20 protein-coding genes are annotated in these 21,318 nt (G+C 46.5%); 8 read left to right on the top strand and 12 right to left on the bottom strand.

Annotated features, from left to right (window positions below):
* Positions 1 to 219: 219 nt before the first annotated feature.
* Entirely contained in the window at positions 220 to 1,629 is a 1,410-nt protein-coding gene (locus ACQEXS_RS13385; protein WP_427014153.1) for an amidohydrolase, read from the top strand.
* Between the two features lie 55 nt (positions 1,630 to 1,684).
* On the opposite strand, the gene motX is transcribed toward ACQEXS_RS13385, so the two are convergent.
* The 7 genes from motX to kefG form a co-directional block, all read right to left on the bottom strand.
* Positions 1,685 to 2,320 carry a flagellar protein MotX gene (gene motX / locus ACQEXS_RS13380; RefSeq protein WP_367987987.1) on the bottom strand — a complete coding sequence of 212 codons (636 nt, stop codon included), beginning with the start codon at positions 2,318 to 2,320 and terminating at the stop codon, positions 1,685 to 1,687.
* A 197-nt stretch (positions 2,321 to 2,517) separates the two neighbouring features.
* Positions 2,518 to 3,834: an adenylosuccinate synthase gene (locus ACQEXS_RS13375; RefSeq protein ID WP_367987986.1), complete on the bottom strand. Its 1,317-nt coding sequence runs from the start codon at positions 3,832 to 3,834 to the stop codon at positions 2,518 to 2,520.
* 137 nt (positions 3,835 to 3,971) lie between these two features.
* Positions 3,972 to 4,913 (bottom strand): isoaspartyl peptidase/L-asparaginase family protein, encoded by a 942-nt coding sequence (locus tag ACQEXS_RS13370; protein WP_367987985.1) that lies wholly within the window; start codon positions 4,911 to 4,913, stop codon positions 3,972 to 3,974.
* Between the two features lie 149 nt (positions 4,914 to 5,062).
* The gene (slyD, locus tag ACQEXS_RS13365; RefSeq protein ID WP_367987984.1) at positions 5,063 to 5,644 is read right to left on the bottom strand and encodes a peptidylprolyl isomerase; all 582 of its coding nucleotides are present in this window, start codon (positions 5,642 to 5,644) and stop codon (positions 5,063 to 5,065) included.
* Positions 5,645 to 5,733: 89 nt separating this feature from the next.
* Positions 5,734 to 5,928 carry a YheV family putative zinc ribbon protein gene (locus ACQEXS_RS13360; RefSeq protein WP_427011003.1) on the bottom strand — a complete coding sequence of 65 codons (195 nt, stop codon included), beginning with the start codon at positions 5,926 to 5,928 and terminating at the stop codon, positions 5,734 to 5,736.
* Between the two features lie 38 nt (positions 5,929 to 5,966).
* The gene (kefB, locus tag ACQEXS_RS13355; RefSeq protein WP_367987982.1) at positions 5,967 to 7,772 is read right to left on the bottom strand and encodes a glutathione-regulated potassium-efflux system protein KefB; all 1,806 of its coding nucleotides are present in this window, start codon (positions 7,770 to 7,772) and stop codon (positions 5,967 to 5,969) included.
* Positions 7,756 to 8,331 carry a glutathione-regulated potassium-efflux system ancillary protein KefG gene (kefG, locus tag ACQEXS_RS13350; RefSeq protein WP_367987981.1) on the bottom strand — a complete coding sequence of 192 codons (576 nt, stop codon included), beginning with the start codon at positions 8,329 to 8,331 and terminating at the stop codon, positions 7,756 to 7,758. The genes kefB and kefG overlap by 17 nt, the downstream gene beginning before the upstream one ends.
* 148 nt (positions 8,332 to 8,479) lie before the next feature.
* On the opposite strand from kefG, the gene ACQEXS_RS13345 reads away from it, so the two are divergent.
* The 7 genes from ACQEXS_RS13345 to ACQEXS_RS13315 all read left to right on the top strand — a co-directional run bounded on the left by ACQEXS_RS13345 (position 8,480) and on the right by ACQEXS_RS13315 (position 15,460).
* A complete protein-coding gene (locus ACQEXS_RS13345; RefSeq protein ID WP_427014152.1) occupies positions 8,480 to 10,402 on the top strand; it encodes an ABC transporter ATP-binding protein in 1,923 nt (640 codons plus the stop codon).
* Between the two features lie 248 nt (positions 10,403 to 10,650).
* Positions 10,651 to 11,127, top strand: coding sequence for a TIGR02444 family protein (locus tag ACQEXS_RS13340; RefSeq protein ID WP_427014151.1), 477 nt, complete (start codon positions 10,651 to 10,653; stop codon positions 11,125 to 11,127).
* 12 nt (positions 11,128 to 11,139) lie between these two features.
* Positions 11,140 to 12,114 carry a hydrolase gene (locus tag ACQEXS_RS13335; protein WP_427014150.1) on the top strand — a complete coding sequence of 325 codons (975 nt, stop codon included), beginning with the start codon at positions 11,140 to 11,142 and terminating at the stop codon, positions 12,112 to 12,114.
* Between the two features lie 40 nt (positions 12,115 to 12,154).
* Entirely contained in the window at positions 12,155 to 12,367 is a 213-nt protein-coding gene (locus tag ACQEXS_RS13330; protein ID WP_367987977.1) for a YheU family protein, read from the top strand.
* A 117-nt stretch (positions 12,368 to 12,484) separates the two neighbouring features.
* Positions 12,485 to 13,354, top strand: a complete 870-nt coding sequence (locus ACQEXS_RS13325; RefSeq protein ID WP_367987976.1) for a phosphoribulokinase — start codon at positions 12,485 to 12,487, stop codon at positions 13,352 to 13,354.
* A gap of 242 nt (positions 13,355 to 13,596) precedes the next feature.
* Positions 13,597 to 14,229 carry a cAMP-activated global transcriptional regulator CRP gene (gene crp, locus ACQEXS_RS13320; RefSeq protein WP_005381432.1) on the top strand — a complete coding sequence of 211 codons (633 nt, stop codon included), beginning with the start codon at positions 13,597 to 13,599 and terminating at the stop codon, positions 14,227 to 14,229.
* A 217-nt stretch (positions 14,230 to 14,446) separates the two neighbouring features.
* Complete coding sequence (locus tag ACQEXS_RS13315; RefSeq protein WP_427014149.1) at positions 14,447 to 15,460, top strand: sugar-binding protein; 1,014 nt, start codon at positions 14,447 to 14,449, stop codon at positions 15,458 to 15,460.
* Positions 15,461 to 15,503: 43 nt separating this feature from the next.
* On the opposite strand, the gene ACQEXS_RS13310 is transcribed toward ACQEXS_RS13315, so the two are convergent.
* The 5 genes from ACQEXS_RS13310 to ACQEXS_RS13290 all read right to left on the bottom strand — a co-directional run bounded on the left by ACQEXS_RS13310 (position 15,504) and on the right by ACQEXS_RS13290 (position 21,167).
* Positions 15,504 to 16,295, bottom strand: coding sequence for a DUF1338 domain-containing protein (locus tag ACQEXS_RS13310; protein ID WP_427014148.1), 792 nt, complete (start codon positions 16,293 to 16,295; stop codon positions 15,504 to 15,506).
* A gap of 170 nt (positions 16,296 to 16,465) precedes the next feature.
* The gene (gene astD / locus ACQEXS_RS13305; protein ID WP_427014147.1) at positions 16,466 to 17,923 is read right to left on the bottom strand and encodes a succinylglutamate-semialdehyde dehydrogenase; all 1,458 of its coding nucleotides are present in this window, start codon (positions 17,921 to 17,923) and stop codon (positions 16,466 to 16,468) included.
* A gap of 13 nt (positions 17,924 to 17,936) precedes the next feature.
* Complete coding sequence (astA, locus tag ACQEXS_RS13300) at positions 17,937 to 18,956, bottom strand: arginine N-succinyltransferase (protein WP_427011010.1); 1,020 nt, start codon at positions 18,954 to 18,956, stop codon at positions 17,937 to 17,939.
* Between the two features lie 51 nt (positions 18,957 to 19,007).
* Positions 19,008 to 20,219: an aspartate aminotransferase family protein gene (locus tag ACQEXS_RS13295; RefSeq protein WP_427011011.1), complete on the bottom strand. Its 1,212-nt coding sequence runs from the start codon at positions 20,217 to 20,219 to the stop codon at positions 19,008 to 19,010.
* A 369-nt stretch (positions 20,220 to 20,588) separates the two neighbouring features.
* Positions 20,589 to 21,167, bottom strand: a complete 579-nt coding sequence (locus ACQEXS_RS13290; RefSeq protein ID WP_427014146.1) for an aminodeoxychorismate/anthranilate synthase component II — start codon at positions 21,165 to 21,167, stop codon at positions 20,589 to 20,591.
* Positions 21,168 to 21,318 lie beyond the last annotated feature (151 nt).

Genomic DNA, 21,318 nt, shown 5'->3' with positions numbered 1-21,318 from the left:
AAGCAAGTATATCCGACTCCCCTAAGAAGCTACAGCATCACAAGAGGAAATTCGCCATTTTGCTTTTTATTTTTCATAACTTAGCAAACGAAAGAGACTCTGTGTTGGATTAGGTAGAGATCACAATCTCAAACGAATGAGTTGGCAAACGTTTGCAAATTAACGTGCGATGCATAAGATTCGCCTTGATAAATCCTTTCCTGTTCTAAGGGTATTTTTATGAATACAAAACGTTCACTGCTTGCCTGTCTGCTTGCGGGTATCAGCGTATTTTCCTACGCAAGTCATGCTGCTAAACCTGTTGACCTCATCATTACTGATGCCACCATCCTAACCATGGACGCCAACAAAACCGTTTATGAGAGTGGGACAGTTGTGGTGAAAGGGAATAAAATCATCGCCGTCGGTGATGATTCTCTCACAACACAATATCGCGCAGATAAAGTTCTGGATGTTGATGGTGACATCGTGATGCCAGGACTTATTAATACACATACTCACGTTTCTATGACGGTATTTCGCTCTTTAGGCGATGATGTGCCAGACCGGCTTCATCGTTATATTTTCCCATTAGAATCAAAGCTCGTTTCCCGTGATATGGTGCGCATCGGTGCCAACCTTGGCAATGTTGAGATGGTTAAAGGGGGCGTCACCACTTATGCAGACATGTATTATTTTGAGGATGAAGTAGCAAAGACGGTCGATGAAATCGGTATGCGGGCCATATTAGGCGAAACGGTGATTAAATTCCCAGTAGCCGATGCTGCCAATGCTGACGAAGGTATCCAGTATGCACTGAAATTTATCGAGCAATATAAAGATCATCCACGTATTACCCCTGCTTTTGCTCCACATGCACCTTACACCAACACCACAGAAACATTGCAGAAAATCGCTAAGCTTTCGCAAGAGAAAGAAGTGCCCGTGATGATCCACCTTGCTGAATCAAAACGTGAGCAAGACAAAATTGCTGAGCGTTCAAATGGGTTATCCCCCGTTCAATACATGCATAGCATTGGAGCGCTGAATAAAAACTTACTGGGTGCCCATATGATCTTGGTCGATGATCAAGATATTGAATTGGTGAAAAAAGCGGATATGGGCGTCGCACATAATATGAGTGCGAACATTAAATCCGCTAAAGGGGTGTCACCTGCACTAAAAATGTATGACGAAAACGTACGCATCGGCTTAGGGACCGACGGCCCGATGTCAGGCAACACACTCAGCACCATCGATGAGTTTAACCAAGTGGCGAAAGTGCACAAACTGGTGAATCACGATCGCGCCGCCATGCCACCGTTAAAGGTCATCGATATGGCTACGATGGGCGCGGCAAAAGCACTGCATATGGAAGATAAGATTGGTTCTCTTGAAGCAGGGAAACTGGCGGATATTATTGTTATCGACACTAAAGCGCCTAACATGATCCCAGTCTATAACCCTTATTCTGCATTGGTTTATTCCGCAAACTCTGCCAACATACGCCACACCATTGTTGATGGAAAGATCTTAATGGAAGATCGCAACATGCTGACGATTAATGAAGAAAAAGTGCGCCAAGAAGCGCTAGCCTTTACTGACTTGGTAAGAAAAACCGTTCTCGAATCTGGAGAGAAGATTCAATAATCATAAAAAGCCCGGTCAAACCGGGCTTTTTTGTGTGAAAGAGTACTGTTTGTTGCTACCAGAATGTGTCGCGCTTTTTCGCTCTGGCGATGATGTTTTGTGGCATTCTACGCTCTAAACCTTGCCGTAGAATATTAATTCGTTTGTGAGTACGTTGATCGGCCGTCACTGAGTTATATAACCATCGATACGCATCTTCATAGTCTAATGGACTACCATGATCCCGCAGTAATAATTCCGCGAGGTGAATGCGAGCATTGAGGTTTCCCATCGCGGCAGCTTCACGCAAGTATGGAATCGCGCGCTCTTTATCTTGTTGTACTAAGGTACCTCGGGAGTAATAACGCCCAAGCTGCTCCAAAGCGGCAGGGAGACCTTGATGAGCCGCATTTTCCATGTAGTACAAGCCTAACTCGACGTCTTGCTCAACGCAGACGCCCCATGCCAGCATATCTCCATAGAGAAATTCATATGACGGCAGGCTAATGCGCGTTGCACGCGCAACGATATCTTCAACCAACTGACAGCTGTCGGCTTTGACTCGTTCTAAATGTTTGTTCTGATTAATTAATTTAATTAGCTCAGCTTCTGTATAGATGGGCACAGGCTCGCCAATTTCTGCCGCTTGGGCTTTGATAAATGGCGAGCTCAATACCAGACACAAAGAAGCGGCTATCGTCCTTAGCTTCATATCGGCACTCTTTCACATCGATAGCCCTAACAGTATAGCCACCATTGTGGCAATGGGCTTGATACCTATATCGGCAAACAGTGATAACACTTTAATCAAATTTGCCGCTTTATGGCAAAGACTTGCCACCTTCCCTGTGCATCAGATACAAAAAAACCGGCGATAAGCGCCGGTTTTCAAAATCTTACACGATCACATTAAGAGTTAAATGGATGAACCTTAATGATAGTCTCGTTACGATCTGGGCCTGTTGAGATGATATCAACTGGCACACCCGTTAGCTCTTCGATACGCTTGATGTAATCTAGAGCCGCTTGTGGCAGATCATCGATTGATTTCGCGCCGAATGTATTTTCAGACCAACCAGGCATTGTTTCATAGATAGGCGTTGCTTTCTCGAATGCTTCAGCAGCCATTGGCGAAACTTCTAGCGTAGAGCCATCTTCCATCTTGTAACCAGTACAGATTTTTAGCTCTTTTAGACCGTCTAGAACGTCTAGTTTAGTTAGACAGAAACCAGATACAGAGTTGATTTGGATAGCGCGGCGCATCGCCACTGCATCAAACCAACCTGTACGACGTAGACGACCTGTTGTCGCGCCAAACTCGTGACCAACTTCACCTAGGTGCTTACCGATTGGATCTTGCTTGTCTAGACCGTCGTATAGCTCTGTCGGGAATGGACCAGCACCAACACGAGTACAGTAAGCTTTCGCGATACCAAGGATGTAACCGATGTGACGAGGACCAAAACCAGAACCAGCAGCAACACCACCAGCCGTCGTGTTAGAAGACGTTACGTACGGGTAAGTACCGTGGTCGATATCAAGTAGCGTACCTTGTGCACCTTCGAACATGATCTTGTCGCCGCGCTTACGTGCTGCGTCTAGTTCATCAGTAACATCGATAACCATTGAAGTAAGTAGCTCAGCATAGCCTTTTGCTTGCTCAAGTACTTCTTCATAGCTTACAGGCTCAGCTTTGTAGAAGTGAACTAGTTGGAAGTTATGGAATTCCATCACTTCTTTTAGTTTCTCTGCAAAAGTTGCCATATCGAATAGGTCACCAACGCGTAGACCGCGACGAGCCACTTTATCTTCGTATGCTGGACCAATACCACGACCTGTTGTACCGATAGCTTTTTTACCGCGAGCGATTTCGCGAGCTTGGTCCATTGCAACGTGGTAAGGAAGAATTAGAGGACATGCTTCAGAAATGAAAAGACGTTCGCGTACTGGAATACCGCGCTCTTCAAGAGGCTTCATTTCTTTTAATAGAGCTTCAGGTGATAGAACTACACCGTTACCGATAACGCATTTTACGTTATCGCGAAGGATACCTGATGGAATTAAGTGAAGAACGGTTTTTTCACCGTCAATGACTAGAGTGTGGCCTGCATTGTGACCGCCTTGGTAGCGAACCACGTATTTTGCATCTTCAGTTAAAAGGTCTACGATTTTACCTTTACCTTCGTCACCCCATTGGGTGCCCAGAACGACTACGTTATTACCCATCTTTCCAAGTCTGATTGCTGATTAAAAATGGATTCTAGCACTGAATCACATTTCTTGCAGTCATTTTTTAAGCATAGAAATATAATACAGAAGTAACTCACTGAAGATGCTTTATAAAAAAACAAATATCTTATCGATTACTCATCAGCATAGATTTTTACGCTGAAATTTCCCAAATGATCCATGCCCGCACGGTACATACCCGAGCTATTCATAGCAAAATGGATCGTGCCCTTAGCATCCACAGCAATCAGTCCACCTTCACCGCCCATTTGTTTCAATTCGCCTTGAATGACGGTCTCACACGCAGTTTGAATGTCTTCATTGAGGTATCGCATTCGTGCGGCCACATCACCAGCAACCATTTTTCGGATGAAGAACTCCCCCATGCCAGTCGTCGAAACCGCCACGTTACCGTTTTCAGCAACCGTACCTGCACCAATCAACGCGGAGTCGCCAACACGACCGTATTTTTTATTTGTAACCCCACCAGTACTGGTGGCAGCCGCTAGATTGCCGTGTTGATCTAATGCTACCGCGCCGACAGTGCCATGTTTACGATCATCAGGATATTTGGCTTCTGACAGGGCGAATAGGCCTTTCTCTTTCATCGATTGTAGCTGTTCGTAGCGACGCTCGGTAAAGAAGTAATCTTGTTCGGTGTATTCATGCCCATGTTCGAAAGCAAACTCTTCTGCTCCTTCACCAATTAGCAAAACATGGTTACTGTTAAGCATCACATCTCGGGCCAGTGTTATCGGATTACGAATATGACGAACGCCAGCCACCGCGCCTGCATTCATGCCGTTGCCATGCATGACCGAAGCATCCATTTCAACCATTTCGCGGTTTGTCAGCACTGAGCCTTTACCTGCGTTGAAGTGGGGCGAGTCTTCCATCACTTTCACTGCCGCGACAACCGCATCAAGCGCATCCCCGCCTTGTGTTAAGACCTGGTGCCCCGCCTCAACAGAGCGAGTAAGATCATTAACAATGGCCTGTTTAAGTTCTTCACTCATTTGCTCACGTAAAATGGTGCCAGCACCACCATGAATAGCAATAGAAAATGGCTGAGACATATCGACTCCTGTGGACGCTCAGATAGTCATTGGAGTTTGCCAGCACCTACCCAAGAGTCAATCAAATTCCAGTTACAAAAAAGCGCTGAACAATGACTTGTTCAGCGCTTTGAGAGATTGTTGACTGACCTCAGTCAGTGTAAGCCGTTTTAGTGAGAGCCGCAGCTACCGCCACCGCAGCAACCGTCTTTTTTCTCTTCACCGTGATCATGACCTTCGCCACCACAGCAGCCGCCTTCATGATCGTGGTCGTGACCACAACCACCCGCTTGGTGCACATGACCGTGTTCGATCTCTTCTGCAGTCGCTTCACGAACTGCAACCACTTCCACATCGAAAGACAATGTCTGACCAGCAAGCATGTGGTTACCATCAACCACAACTTCGTCGCCATCAACTTCTGTTACTTCAACAGGAATCGGACCTTGGTCAGTATCAGCAAGGAAACGCATGCCGACTTCAATTTGATCAACACCTTGGAATACGTTCGCTGGTACACGTTGTACCAAAGCATCGTTGTGCTCACCGTATGCTTCTTCTGGAGCCACTGTTACAGAGAATTTGTCGCCAGCAACTTTACCTTCCAATTCTTTTTCAAGACCTGTGATCAGGTTGTTGTTACCGTGCAGGTAATCTAGAGGGGCATCCGCTGTTGATTGATCAACAACAACGCCGTCTTCCATTTTTACCTGGTACGCAAGACTAACGACTACGTTCTTTTCGATTTTCATAAGTGCTCCAAGGCGGTTTTAGCCCAGGTGACATACCTGAGGACAAACTAATTACCTAGGTATTATGGGGATCAATCTCGGAAACTCAATCAATCGGGTTTAAAAATTCCGATCATGTCTTGCTGAGCATGCCCTGTTTTCTCAACCGATTGGGGCTTACGTTGCTCGGCATAATCACACTCAACACACTCTACTAACTCAATATTATTCTCTATCCACCAGCGTAATGTGTCTTGGTGTTGACACTTAGGACAGCTGGCGCCTGCGATAAATCTTTTTTTCATTTCACGTCTCAGTCTAGCTTTGTCTTCCCAAGCAAATGCTAGGGTGATTCATTCCAAAAGTTTTTCGATTGTTGGTCACTTTCCATTTCACGACCAAAAATTTCTTCCAGCTCTTTACGAGCCTCTTTGGCTCTCAAGGCCAATTGTTTATCTTCAATATGTTGTGGCAACAGCTCTTTCAGCATCGCATTATCCAATTTACGGAAATGCGCTTCTGCTCGCTTGGCTTGATAAGGATGCATACCGAGTTCAACCAAGGCTTGACGGCCTAAATCTAACGCGCCGAGGAAGGTTTCACGTGAATAGCTTTCAACCCCATGACTTAGCAGCTGATAGGCTTCAACGCGGCTGCGCGCACGAGCCAATACTTTCATTTTAGGGAAGTGATGTTTACACAAGTCTACGATTTTCATGATCTCATCGGGTGAGTCGGTACAAAGCACTATCGCTTCCGCTTTTGCAGCCCCAGCGGCCCGTAATAGATCTAATTGAGTTGCATCACCATAAAAAACTTTATAGCCATACTTGCGCAATAACTGAATTTGGCTGGCATCGCTCTCTAATACGGTCACTTTCATTTTGTTGGCATACATTAAGCGTCCAACAATTTGTCCAAAACGCCCAAAACCCGCAATGATCACCCGTGGGCTTTTATCAACCACATCTGTTTTAATTGTGGTGCCTTCATCGAAATTCAGCTTTTTAGCAAACCACTGTTTTTGCAACATCAGCAACAAAGGCGTTGTCACCATCGAAAGGCTCACCACCACCAATAAGAATGCGGTTTGCTGCTGATCAAGTAACCCTTCTGCACTAGCAGCGGTAAAAATGACAAACGCAAATTCACCGCCTTGGCTTAAAATTGCGGCCATCTTGCTACGTGCTTTTGCTCGTGTCCCGGCGAGTTTAGCCAGAAAGTATAAAATCAGCCCTTTGATGACGATAAGACCAATTACTGCCCCTAAAACTTGCAGTGGTTGCAGTGCCAGTAGGCCCAAGTTCACAGCCATGCCCACCGCAATGAAGAACAATCCCAGCAATAGACCTTTAAACGGTTCAATGGCGATTTCCAGCTCATGGCGGTACTCACTCTCCGCCAGCAGAACACCCGCCAAAAATGTGCCCAATGCCATTGAGAGTCCGAGTTTTTTCATCAGCAGAGCAATACCAATAACCAACAGCAAAGCCGCTACGGTAAAGAGCTCACGAACACCACTGAGTACGATATAGCGAAATAATGGACGAAGTAAGAAATGCCCACCCACCATCAAGCCAGTGATCCCTGCTAACATCCAGATTGCATCCCACCAATTACCCGCGGTATTACCCGCTAACATGGGAAGGAAGGCCAGCATTGGGATCACGGCGATATCTTGAAACAGCAATACCGCAAAGCCTGACTGCCCCGTTTCAGAGCCACCCAAACCTTGCTCTTCAATGACTTTTAGCGCAATCGCTGTAGATGACAGCGCTAGCCCCATCCCAATCACTAAGCTAGTTTGCCAACCAATCCCAGCAAAGTGTGCAATCAGAGATAAAGCTAAAGTGGTCAATACTACTTGTGCCCCACCCAGCCCTAATATTGGGCCTTTCATCTGGAACAGTTTTTTCGGATTCAGTTCAAGACCAATCAGAAACAGCAGCAATACAACACCAAATTCAGCAAAGTGCAGAATGGCTTCAACATCGCTAATTAAACCCAGCCCCCATGGACCGATTGCTACGCCAGCCAGCAAATACCCCAAAACAGAGCCCAAACCTGCGCGCTGAGCTAAAGGAACAGCAATCACCGCTGCGGTAAGAAAAATAAAGCTGCTTTGCAGAAAATCAGATTCCATCGCCATCGCAGCCTCCTACAATCGAAAGTGGGTCTTGTAACCAGCGGCGGTATTGCTCGGCATGTTGGTAACGTTCGATATCGGTCACGTTACGTGACCAATACAGCACCAGTGGTTCGATCCAATGCATCTGACACAGCGCTGCCGTCAGCTCAAAAGGTTGTAAAATATCGGCCAGCGGGTACTTGTTATATCCCTTTTCACCAAAGGCTTCTTGCTTGCCTCCTGTGGTGATCACGCTACGCCAGTATTTTCCTTGCAGTGCGCTACCCGCCCCAAAGGCAAACCCCTTGCCTAGGACGCGGTCAATCCACTCTTTCAATAATGCTGGGCAGGAATACATAAATAGTGGATGTTGGAAAACGATAATGTCATGTTCAAGCAGTAACTGATGCTCCGCCGCGACATCAATAAAAAAGTCTGGGTAACAACCGTACAGATCGTGAAGTGTGACATGTTCCAGAGACTCAATTTTCTTAGTCATCACCTGATTGGCAATGGAGGCATTGGGCTCTGGGTGTGCAAAAATCACTAAAATTTTTGGCAGAGTTTGGCTAGTAGTCATCCTTTGGGCAGCATTCCTTTGTAACATTATGCAATCTTTTCGTTATCAGATCGTTATACGTGGTTGGCGCGCATAACGCAATGATCGACTTTTTATCCTAATCCCCCTACTATTCACCGCGACACGATTACAGACAAAGCGACAGACTATGATTACCTTTTCAGACATTCAGCTCCTACGTGGCGGCAAGCCATTATTGGATCAAACTTCCGCAACTATCCATCCCGGAGACAAGATTGGTCTGGTGGGTAAAAATGGCTGCGGTAAATCAACCCTGTTTGCTCTGATCAAAGACGAATTGTCTGTCGATGCTGGTAATTTTAGCAAACCTGCGCATTGGGAGATGGCTTGGGTTGCTCAGGAGACGCCTGCCCTTGAGCGTAGTGCGCTGGAATATGTGATCGACGGGGATCGTGAATACCGCTCTCTCGAGCAGAAACTGGCACAAGCAGAGCAAGCAGATAACGGCACTTTAGTAGCCGAAATCCACGGCCAAATCGAAACCATTGGCGGTTACAGCATCCGAGCGCGTGCCGCTGAATTACTTGATGGTCTGGGTTTTAGTCAAGCGCAGATGAGCTGGAGTCTGACCCAGTTTTCGGGGGGCTGGCGTATGCGCCTCAACCTTGCTCAAGCACTGCTGTGTCGCTCTGATTTACTTTTGCTCGATGAGCCAACCAACCACTTAGATTTGGATGCAGTCATGTGGTTAGAGCGCTGGTTACAGAATTACCCGGGGACGCTGGTTCTTATCTCACACGACCGCGATTTTCTTGACCCTATCGTAGGTCGCATCATCCACATCGAAAATCAAAGCCTCAACGAGTACACCGGCAACTACTCGTCATTTGAAGAGCAACGAGCGCAAAAACTGGTGTTGCAACAAGCGATGTTTGAAAAGCAACAAAAGCAGATGTCGCACATGCAGTCCTACATCGATCGCTTCCGTTATAAAGCCTCCAAAGCCCGTCAAGCGCAGAGCCGAATTAAAGCTCTGGAGCGCATGGAAAAAGTACTGCCTGCGCAGTTTGATAACCCATTCAGTTTCCAGTTCCGCGATCCGGATGCGCTACCAAACCCAATCATTATGATGGATGATGTCTCCGCCGGGTACGGTGACAACCTGATTCTGGAAAAAATCCGCCTTAACCTCGTTCCAGGCAGCCGCATTGGCCTACTTGGTCGCAATGGTGCCGGTAAATCGACTCTGATTAAACTGCTGTCAGGGGAGCTCAATACCCAGGGTGGCGAACTCACCTATTCTCAAGGTGTGAAAATTGGCTATTTCGCCCAGCATCAATTGGAAACACTGCATCCAGAAGAAACACCATTGCAGCACATGATGCAAATCGCACCACAAAAGACAGAATTAGAACTGCGTAACTATCTCGGTAGCTTTGGCTTCCAAGGCGACAAAGCGTTAGAAAAGGTTGCCCCTTTCTCTGGTGGTGAAAAAGCGCGCTTAGTTTTAGCTTTGATCGTCTGGCAGAAACCAAACCTATTGCTACTCGATGAGCCGACCAACCACCTTGATTTGGATATGCGTCAAGCGTTAACGCTGGCACTGCAGACCTTTGAAGGGGCAATGGTGATCGTCTCGCACGACCGTTATTTACTTCGTGCAACCACCGATGACTTGTATTTAGTCCATGATCGCCAAGTTGCACCTTTTGATGGTGATTTGAATGACTACTATAAGTGGCTAACGGATCAGCAAAAAGAACAACGTCGTGAAGCGCAAGCATCACAACCAGAGAAAAGCAGCACCAACAGTGCAGCAGCGAAGAAAGAGCAGAAACGCCGTGAAGCCGAGTTCCGTAAACAAACGGCCCCATTGCGTAAAACGCTCACCAAACTTGAAGAAAAGATGGACAAATTAGGCGCTGCGCTTGCTGAAGCCGAAGCGCAGTTAGCAGATAACAGCCTGTACGAAGCCGAAAACAAAGCCAAACTGAATCAGGTTCTTACTTTGCAGGCTGACAGCAAAGGCGAGTTAGAAGAAGTCGAGATGGAATGGATGTCATTGCAAGAAGAGCTTGAGCAGATGGAACAAGACTTCAACCAAGCCTAACGACAAAGAGCCACATTCGTGGCTCTTTTGCTTTCTCCCAACAGCAATTCGCACTGGGCTGACATTGTCATGTAGGAAACTAGCTACATTCTTTTACATAATACCAATCAGTCATATTGCACACTTTTCAAGCAATTCGCTGTAAGATAGGCCGAACAACGCTAAACTGGACCTTATCTATCCTAATCATCTACAACGGATAGCGGCCCAGAAATAACGTGAGCCAAAGCTGTGGGAGTTCAATGCTAATGAGTCAAGAGCAGGTACGTATATCACTAACACTGGAACGTTTATGGCAATTTAGCTTGCAGTATTACAGCATGCGAGAAGTTAAAGAAGCGTGCTTGAACTTGCAAAATAACTATGGTGGGAACGTCAACCTGTTGCTGTTGCTCAAATGGCTTGATGAACAAGCGGTGAGCTTCAATGAGCAAGACTGGCATTTAATTGAAGCGTGTTTAGGGCGCTCGGAAACACTATTACACAGCTATCGTGAACTAAGACGCAAACTCAAACTCCAGTTGCCGGATACCTTGTATCGTGAGGCATTACAATTTGAACTTCAACTGGAAAAGCAGCAACAAGCGGACTTGGTTGATTGCGTCAACCACCTAGCATTAAAGAATAATCAAGGGGACGCATTAACCTTAAAATATTGCCGTCAGCTCGGAGGCGAACACCTCGCCACTATTTTTGCTAAACCTGCCGAACCTCATCAACACTAGGCACACAAACCCATGACTCACTTCACCGCTGCTACAGGATTAACCAACCCTCACCTACAGACTCTGGCTCCAAGGTTTATTCGCAAGAAAGCCCTGTTTGAGCCTGTATGGCAAACACTCGATACACCGGATGGTGATTTTTTGGATCTCGCGTGGAGTGAAGATTGGCGTGCGCCGTCAGTCAGCAAGAAACCTCTATTTATCTTATTTCACGGGCTGGAAGGTTGCTTTTATAGCCCTTATGCCAATGGATTAATGGACGCATTTTCGAAGCAAGGTTGGCTCGCGGTAATGATGCATTTTCGCGGTTGCAGCGGCAAACCGAACAAACGAGCACGTGCTTACCATTCTGGAGAAACAGAAGACGCACGCCAATTTCTGCAGCATGTTCAACAACAGTTCCCTGACAATCCTAAAGTCGCGGTGGGCATTTCTCTCGGCGGAAATATGTTGGCGAATTACCTTGCCACATATGCCGACGAACCATTACTTAATGCCGCCACCATCGTTTCAGCACCCTTGGATCTGTCCGCCTGTTCTACTCGCATTGAGCAAGGCTTTTCCAAAGTATATCGACGCTACTTACTCGGCTCATTAAAGCGCAATGCACTACGCAAACACCACTTGCTCAAAGGTGAATTGGGTATCTCCTATCAACATATCCATCGGGTCACCCGTCTTTATGACTTTGATGATTTGATCACCGCACCACTACACGGTTTTAAAGATGCCGATGACTACTATCAACGCTGCTCTGGTATCCATCGCCTGAAAGAAATCCGCTTACCAACCCAAATCATTCATGCCAAGGACGACCCATTTATGACCGATGCCGTCATACCCAAGTTTGTCCTGCCAGAAAACATCGATTATCAATTGTATGACCAAGGCGGCCATGTCGGGTTTGTCAGCGGCTCGGTGCTTAAACCGAGATTTTGGCTTGAAGAGATGCTCCCCGCTTACTATGAAAGCCTGAAAACGGCATAATGACGCCTTCACACGAAGATCATAAACGAGTGAGGTATTTATGATTGTTCCTTGGCAACAAATCTCTGAAGATGCGCTGGACAACCTGATTAAAGAATTTGTCCTTCGTGAAGGGACTGACTACGGCACAGAAGAGGTTTCTCTTCAAGACAAAATTGACCAAGTTAAGGCCCAGCTCAAAACGGGTGAAGCCGTCGTTGTTTTCTCTGAATTACACGAAACGGTGGATATTCAATTACGCCAAAAGTTTTAATGATACCGTACAGCAGACGATGACAGCGCTATAATCCATGCTATAGTGGCAAACGATTCATCGTCCCGAGTGTACGATGAAATCCAACAGGTAAGTTAGTTAACGACAAGGGTTGTCATGTCAGCAAAACATCCGATTATCGCTGTAACAGGCTCATCCGGTGCAGGAACCACCACAACTTCGGAAGCTTTTCGTAAGATGTTCAATATGATGGACATTAAAGCTGCATGGGTAGAAGGTGATAGCTTTCACCGTTTCACTCGTCCTGAAATGGACGTCGAAATTCGTAAAGCTCGTGAGCAAGGCCGTCACATCAGTTATTTTGGTCCTCAGGCCAACGACTTTCCCGCCCTCGCCGAATTCTTCCGTAAATATGGCCATGAAGGTGCTGGCCAAGTACGCCGTTACCTACATACGTTTGATGAAGCCGTCCCTTATAACCAGATGCCCGGAACATTCACACCTTGGCAAGATCTGCCTGAAGGCAGTGATGTTTTGTTTTACGAAGGTTTACATGGTGGAGTCGTAGATGGTGACGTCAACGTGGCACAACATGTTGACCTTTTGATTGGCATGGTCCCGATTGTAAACTTAGAGTGGATCCAAAAATTTGTCCGCGATACGCGCGATCGCGGACACTCACGTGAAGCCGTGATGGACTCCATTGTCCGCTCGATGGACGACTACCTGAATTACATTACCCCGCAATTTTCCCGAACACACATTAACTTTCAACGCGTCCCAACGGTCGATACATCCAACCCTTTGAACGCAAAAGGCATACCAAGCTTGGATGAAAGTTTCGTTGTGATTCGTTTGCGTGGCATTAAAAATGTTGACTACCCTTACCTACTTGCCATGATTGATGGATCGTTTATGTCTCGACACAACACCATCGTTGTACCTGGTGGCAAGATGAGCTTTGCAATGGAGCTCATAGTAAGGCCGATACTACAACAGTTAATCGAAACAGGAAAAATTGGATAAAAAGTGCTAGTCGATTGCGATTACTTTTCATACCGTGATCATGTGCACATTTTTGCGTAAATTATCCGAGCTTCGACACGATTAAAATCAAGAAATCGTTTTCGAAAAAGGATACTATTTGTAGCCGAAACACAAGATAGCTTGCAGCACTGGTGAAGTGCTCTTATCCTAGTAAGCCTGATTCAAGGCTTCGCTAAAACATGGAAAGCGACAAGCGTACCCTGCAGAGGAAGTGAGATATTATGGTTCTAGGTAAACCTCAAACCGACCCAACACTAGAGTGGTTTCTTTCACATTGTCATATTCACAAGTACCCTTCTAAGAGCACGCTGATCCACGCGGGCGAGAAAGCGGAAACCTTGTACTACATCGTCAAAGGTTCTGTAGCGGTACTAATCAAGGATGAAGAAGGTAAGGAAATGATCCTTTCTTACCTAAACCAAGGTGACTTTATCGGTGAGCTTGGTCTGTTCGAAGAAGACCAAGAGCGTACTGCTTGGGTTCGTGCAAAATCTCCTTGTGAAGTTGCAGAAATCTCATTCAAGAAATTCCGTCAGCTTATCCAAGTAAACCCAGACATTCTAATGCGCCTGTCTGCTCAAATGGCTCGTCGCCTACAAGTGACTAGCCAGAAAGTAGGTGACCTAGCGTTCCTAGACGTAACTGGCCGTATTGCACAAACGCTACTAAACCTAGCGAAGCAACCAGATGCGATGACGCACCCAGACGGCATGCAAATCAAGATCACTCGTCAAGAGATTGGCCAAATCGTTGGTTGTTCTCGTGAAACAGTGGGTCGTATCCTGAAAATGCTTGAAGAGCAGAACCTAATTTCTGCACACGGTAAAACTATCGTGGTCTACGGTACTCGTTAAGCAAACGCTTGAAACGTTCTCAAAAACCCGGCTTCTTGCCGGGTTTTTTTATTGCTTTCCCCTGTGGCAGGGCTCAAACATTCACTTAAAGGTAAAGTTTCATCTCGGTGGAAGCTGTGAATAGAGACTGAACTTTTTTACTCTTCATACAACTCTTCATATTAAGTATGCCATTCGGTGTTAATTTGTAGCACGGACAATATGAAAAGGAAGTTCTATGAAGCGATTAAACATCTCGTCTATTCTCATCGCAAGTGGCCTTGCGACCAGTGCCATGGCCAACACGCCCTACACCTATAATGCGCTACAAACTGATACCCCTCCCGTCATTGATGGCGTGTTGGACGATGCGAGTTGGCACAATGCAAAAGCCACTTCGTTGTTTGTTTTGCATAATAATGGGCAATACATCGCGCTTTCTGATACATGGGCCAAAGTCACCTATGATGCAGACAATTTGTATATCGCGTATTGGGCGCAAGACCGCCACCTTTCTGCCAGCTACCAAAACCACGATGATCCGACCTACCAGAACGATGATACGGTTGAAGTATTTTTGGACCCCGATGGTGATGGGAAAAACTATTATGAACTGGGCATCTCACTCAATACGGCTTATGACGTGGTGATCCACCAACCGTCACCTTGGTCTGACGATTTAGCATGGAACATTGAAGGATTGGAGCATGCTGTTACTGTGCAAGGCACAGTGAATGATGACAGTGATGTGGATGAAGGCTACCGCGTCGAAGTTAAAATCCCACTAAAATCTCTCAACTATCTTGGTAATGGTAATGAAGAGTATCAGCACAAGCTATGGCGCTTTAATTTATTTAGAGCCAATTACAAAAGCTATGCCCCTGACTGGGAAGCTTATGCTTGGCTCTCTTGGAGTCCTGTTGGTTCTTTTGGCTTTCACCAACCTGACACATTTGCATTCTTAAATTTCTCGGATGTGCCACAGTGGCAAGCCAAAGCATATCAAGCAGGAGAGCAAGTGGCTTATCAGGGAGACATTTATCAAGCTGAGCACTACAGTGCGACCGCGGCTCCGGGCGAATCGACACTGGACAACTGGCGCATACTCAGTGACATCCCAACCCCTTACAATGCCAATCTGTATTACTTAGCGGGCGATCAGGTCAGTATGGATGATGTCATTTATCAGGCAAACTGGAAAACCAAAGGCCAGCACCCTGCGCACAGCGTTGATTGGACACGCCTCCCCTAATAAAAAAGCCGCACAATGCGGCTTTTTTGCTTTAAACGGCAACTTACTGGTTGGTACTTTCAAAGATTTTGTCTGCTGACGCCGCAACAAATCCAGGATACAGCTCCCCAGAATCCATAGGATAGCGCTTAGCAAATTCATAAAATCCGCCCGGGATCATCTCTGGCCCTTCAGAAAACTCCACCAAAACACGATCAGCCATGGTAGAGGATTGTTCCAACAGAACGTCCGGAGATCCTTTGACTTCACCACCAAACTCATTGATTGAGAAGCCAGCTTTACGCAAATGATCATTCACCTGTTTAACTTCTTCCATCGCATTGAGTTGATTCACGCTAACCGTAAAGTGGTTTGCGCCATAACCATGTGCGGCTAGCCAAGAAGCATACTCGCTCTCTTTTGCCAGCAACTCAAAATCACTGAGGCTCAAATTCCATAGACGTCCGCTATAGAGGAACGCTGGATCATTGAGTTTCGTTGCATCTACTTGCGCTACCAGCTTGTGGATGATCTGCTGCATCTCTAATGAGCATTCTTCCACTTTCAGTTCACTAATAAACACTTTAGGCTGCTTTGGATCAGGGTGTTCAAAATGTTTCGCAGCTAATTTTTTTGCCTCAAACTGGTATTCCCCTTTAGGTTGATAGCCTAAATCTAAAAATGGTTTAGCTAAGGTATCAATCCCTAACGGGGAAACATTAAACGTGCGCAGCGCAATGTGGTCATTAATCAGAGGTTCACCCTCTTCCAATAGGTAATGAACTTTTTCAGCAGAGGGACACAAGCGATGAATATAGTCATTCCATAACAACTGGAACAATGTATCTGGCGTCATAACGCCTCCTTGTTAAGGTGTTTTCGGTTATTGGAAATAATCGGCTACCCAAATAGATTGAGATAGCCTTCAACCTGTGACGTAGATATTAGAGTTATTTTTTGTTGTGATCCCTTTTGCAGCGACCACTTAACTGCGCAAAAGGAGATGGGCTGCAAGCAGCCCATTTTTTATAACGTGATTCCGGGACTGAGTGTTTCAGGAAGTAGCGTTGTTTCACCTTCCATCGATGCCATTGGATAAGCACAATAGTCCGCGGCATAATAAGCACTTGGCCTTAAGTTACCCGAGGCACCCGGTCCACCAAACGGCGCATCACCACTTGCCCCGGTCAGTTGTCGGTTACGATTGACGATGCCAGCGCGGATGTGGTCAACAAAGTAATCCCATTCACTGTCATCGGTAGAAACTAAACCTGCCGACAGACCAAAACGGGTGTCATTGGCCAACGCCACAGCCTGTTCAAGTCCCTGATATCGTACGACCTGCAAGAGTGGCCCAAAATACTCTTCATCCGGTAGATCCGCGATAGCAGTGACATCAATAATGCCCGGAGTGACAAAAGCAGCTTCGCCACCTTTAGCTTCGAGTAAACTCAGCCCACCAAGCTGTTGCAAGTTCGCTTGTGCCTGAAGAATAAACTGCGCCGCCGTTTTGGAAATTTGAGGCCCCATAAACGGTGCTGGTTGCGCGAATGGTTCATCAACGCGGATCTGCTGAGTCGCTTCCACTAAGCGGCTTACTAAGCGATCACCCTTTTCTCCCACTGGCACATACAAACGACGAGCACAGGTGCAGCGCTGACCCGCACTGATAAATGCCGATTGAATAATGGTATATACCGTCGCGTCTAACTCGCCATACTGCTCTGAAATAACCATCGGGTTGTTACCCCCCATTTCAAGAGCCAGCATTTTCTCAGGCTGACCCGCAAATTGACGGTGCAGTACATGGCCAGTGTTCGCACTCCCCGTAAACAGCACACCATCGATGCCCTTGGCATCCGCCAGTGCAATGCCAGTTTCTTTTGCCCCTTGGACAAGATTGATCACACCCGCAGGTAAGCCCGCTTTCTCCCACAGCTTCATCGCAAGTTCACCCGTCAGAGGGGTTTGTTCTGACGGTTTGAACACCACAGTGTTCCCAGCGAGCAAGGCCGGAACGATGTGTCCATTGGGCAAATGCCCGGGGAAATTGTAAGGCCCAAAGACCGCCATCACACCGAGTGGTCGATGACGCAGGACGATCTGATTGCCAGCCGCTTCACGTGTGGTTTCACCTGTACGGCTGTGATAGGCACGGATAGAAATCGCGATTTTACCCGCCATCGCCGCCGCTTCAGTGCGCGTTTCCCATAGCGGCTTTCCTGTTTCTTTAGCAATAGTTTCAGCAATCTCTTCTGCGTGGAGCTTCACAATCTCAGCGAACTTCACGACGACCGCTTCACGCGCTTCAAAGCTCAGTTTTTTCCAACTAAGAAATGCCTCGCGAGCCGCCTTAACCGCAGCTTCAACTTGAGCAGGCGTTGCACTATCACCTTGCCAAATCACTTCATTGTTGTAGGGTGCTAACGATGTCATCGCTTCACCTTGCCCAGCGACCCATTCGCCTGCAATCCAATGTGTCATAACCGTTTCCTTTTTACTGAGCCAACATACGAACGTAATCACCTTCTTGCACTTGCAGTGCTTGAGCGACCTCTGGTGATAAGATGGCGGTTTCGGTTGCCTGATCGTATCCCGCTTTCGCAGCCGCAGCGCGGAAGTGCTCAAATGAGGTATTGCACATCAGGTAATCTTGCGAACTGGTATGCTCTGCAATCGAGACTTTGGCTCGGAACGAGTGGCGCACCGACTCGATATTGCGCAAATCACATTCTACTGTCGGGCCTGCATCAAAAATATCGACATAGTTACGGCAGGTAAAACCTTCTTTCTCCAGCAGTCTTAACGCCGGTTTGGTGTTTTCATGCACCTTACCAACCACAGCCTGTGCTTCCTTGCTGAGCAAGTTAATGTAGATTGGCAGCTTCGGCATCAGATCCGCAATAAAGCCTTTTTTACCAATCCCAGTAAGATAATCAGCCATGGTGAAATCGATGGAGAAAAAATGCTCTTGCAACCATTGCCAGAATGGCGAGTTGCCTTCTTCATCTGAGACACCACGCATCTCTGCAAAAATGGTTTCAGAGAAACGATGTGGGTGCTCTGCCATCATCAAAAAACGGCATTTCGACATCAAACGTCCATTCAATCCACCACGAAAAGTGGGGCGTAAGAACAGCGTACAAATCTCACTGCACCCGGTGTAGTTATTACCAAAGGTCAGCAGCTTCACCACATTATTCACACCTAGTTTGGGCGATGAATGAACAATAGTACTGATGTGATATGAGTAAAACGGTACGTCCCAACCAATGGAAGCTTCAATACCCGTACAACCTGCAACCTCACCAGTTTCGCTATCAAAACCCACCATGAGGTAGCCCTCATCACCCGCTTGGGTAACGTCCGGTTTGGTAAAACTGTACTCTGAATGTTTAATACGATTGGTTAACAATTCTTCATTAACCGGTAATGATGTGAACCCGTGACCCGACTCGACCGCACATGTGTGCAGTGCTTCGTAATCCGACATTGCGATAGGGCGAACAACCAGCATCGATACTCCCTCCTGATGCTAAGAAGGGCCCGGGACGGGCCCTATGCTGTCTTAAACGAGTGAAGCGATAGCTTTATCCAGTTTCGCTAATCCTTCCTCGATTTCTTGTTGTGAAATGACCAGTGACGGTGTGAAACGTACCACGTTTGCTCCCGCAACCAGTATCATGAGTCCCTGCTGGCCAGCAGCCACCAAGACATCACGGGCACGGCCTTGCCATTCTTCATTCAATGCCGCTCCCAGTAGTAGACCTTTCCCGCGAACTTCGCTGAAGATCTGGTATTTATCATTAATTTTAGTCAAGCCTTCACGGAAAAGCGCTTCACGTGCTTTCACCCCTTCAAGGGTTTCTGGCTGGCTGACCAGATCCACCACCGCTTCTGCAACCGCACATGCCAATGGATTACCACCGTAAGTTGAACCATGAGTTCCAACTTTAAGGTGCTCTGCCAATTTTGCTGTGGTTAGCATTGCGCCAATTGGGAAGCCACCGCCAAGTGATTTAGCGGTGCTTAAAATATCTGGAGTGATCCCCAAGCCTTGATAGGCATAAAACTCACCAGTACGACCATTACCGGTTTGCACTTCATCAAAGATAAGTAGCGCATTGTGCTTGTCACACAACTCACGAACGGCTTGAACAAACTCAGCGGTTGGCGAAATAATGCCACCTTCACCTTGTAGCGGTTCCATCATGATTGCACAGGTTCGATCTGAGATATGCGCTTTGAGTGCTTCAACATCGTTGTAAGGCAGGTGGGTCACATCGCCTGGTTTCGGGCCAAAGCCATCAGAATATGCAGCTTGTCCCCCCACCGTCACGGTGAAGAAAGTGCGTCCATGGAATCCTTGTTTAAAGGCGATAATTTCTGATTTTTCCGGACCATGCACATCAGCTGCATAACGGCGTGCTAGCTTCAATGCCGCTTCATTGGCCTCCGCACCCGAGTTAGCAAAGAACACTTTTTCTGCAAAGCTGATTTCCGTTAGCTTTTTCGCAAGGCGCAATGCTGGCTCGTTGGTCATCACGTTACTTAAATGCCAAAGCTTATTACCTTGCTCTGTTAATGCGCTCACCATGGCTGGATGACAGTGCCCCAAGCAACTCACAGCAATACCACCAGCAAAGTCGATGTATTCATTGCCATCTTGATCCCAGACTCGTGAGCCTTCACCTTTTACCGGGATCATTTCCATTGGGTTATAACAAGGCACCATCACCTCATCGAATAAACCGCGCTCTACTTTATTTTCCACTGTCATTGCACATTCCCTCTTGATACCGCATGCATAACTGACGTTACGCAAACCAAACAAAATGATTTTGTCTGGCATTTACGCCAATGCGGCATTGTATTTACATTTAATTAACCTTTTCAATAGTGATTTATTCTTTTTAAACGTCACGAAACCGTGCGCTATACATCACCTATGATTATTTATGCACCAAGCTACTGCTTTTATGAAGCAATATTTACTTATGCCAAGTATAAGCAGAGATGAAGTGAGTCATCAAAAGGGGTCAATAGCAATGAGGAGAAGCAATCGAGAATAAACTTGCATGGAATTATGCAGAGTTAACAGCTGATAGAAATGTTAAAAAAAGTGATCAATGTCAGGTTAATTAGCTCACTAGCGACGTAAAAAGTTCGCCAAAAGCTGGTGTCCCTGCTCTGTTTTAATCGACTCAGGGTGAAACTGAACGGCATCAATCGGCAGAGTCTTGTGCTGATAACCCATAATTTCATCCATACTGCCATCAGCAAATTCTGTCCAAGCAGTGAGCTCAAAGCAATCTGGTAGGGAATCATTTTTCACGACTAATGAATGATAGCGAGTCACGGTTAAGGGGTTATTCAAATCTCGAAAAACACTTCGACCATTATGACGGATCGGAGAGGTCTTCCCATGCATAACCTGACGTGCACGCACGACTTCCCCACCAAATACTTGTGCAATGGCTTGGTGACCTAAGCAAACCCCTAAGATGGGTAGCTTACCAGCAAAATGTTGTATTGCTGCAAGCGAAATCCCTGCCTCATTGGGGGTACAAGGTCCGGGAGAGATAACAAGGTGAGAAGGGTTTAACGACTCGATGCCTGTAATATCGATCTCATCATTACGTACAACTCGAACCTCAGTGCCCAGCTCGCAAAAATACTGGTATAGGTTGTAAGTAAATGAATCGTAATTGTCGATGATTAACAGCATGGCTTACCCAAAACATCCTTATCAATACAGCTAGAGGCGGTATTGTGCAGTACCCAATGAGAAAGGCAAGTGGAAAGTCATGGCGATAGAAAATTGTAACTAAGATCAAAAAATGTCTAACCGATCAAAAGATATTAAATAAAAATAGTTC

It is taken from the genome of Vibrio sp. TRT 17S01 (assembly GCF_050113695.1).
In the GTDB taxonomy this organism is placed as follows: domain Bacteria; phylum Pseudomonadota; class Gammaproteobacteria; order Enterobacterales; family Vibrionaceae; genus Vibrio.
Note: the sequence above shows the minus strand (reverse complement) of the source record. Positions and strands in the feature narration are given on the sequence as shown.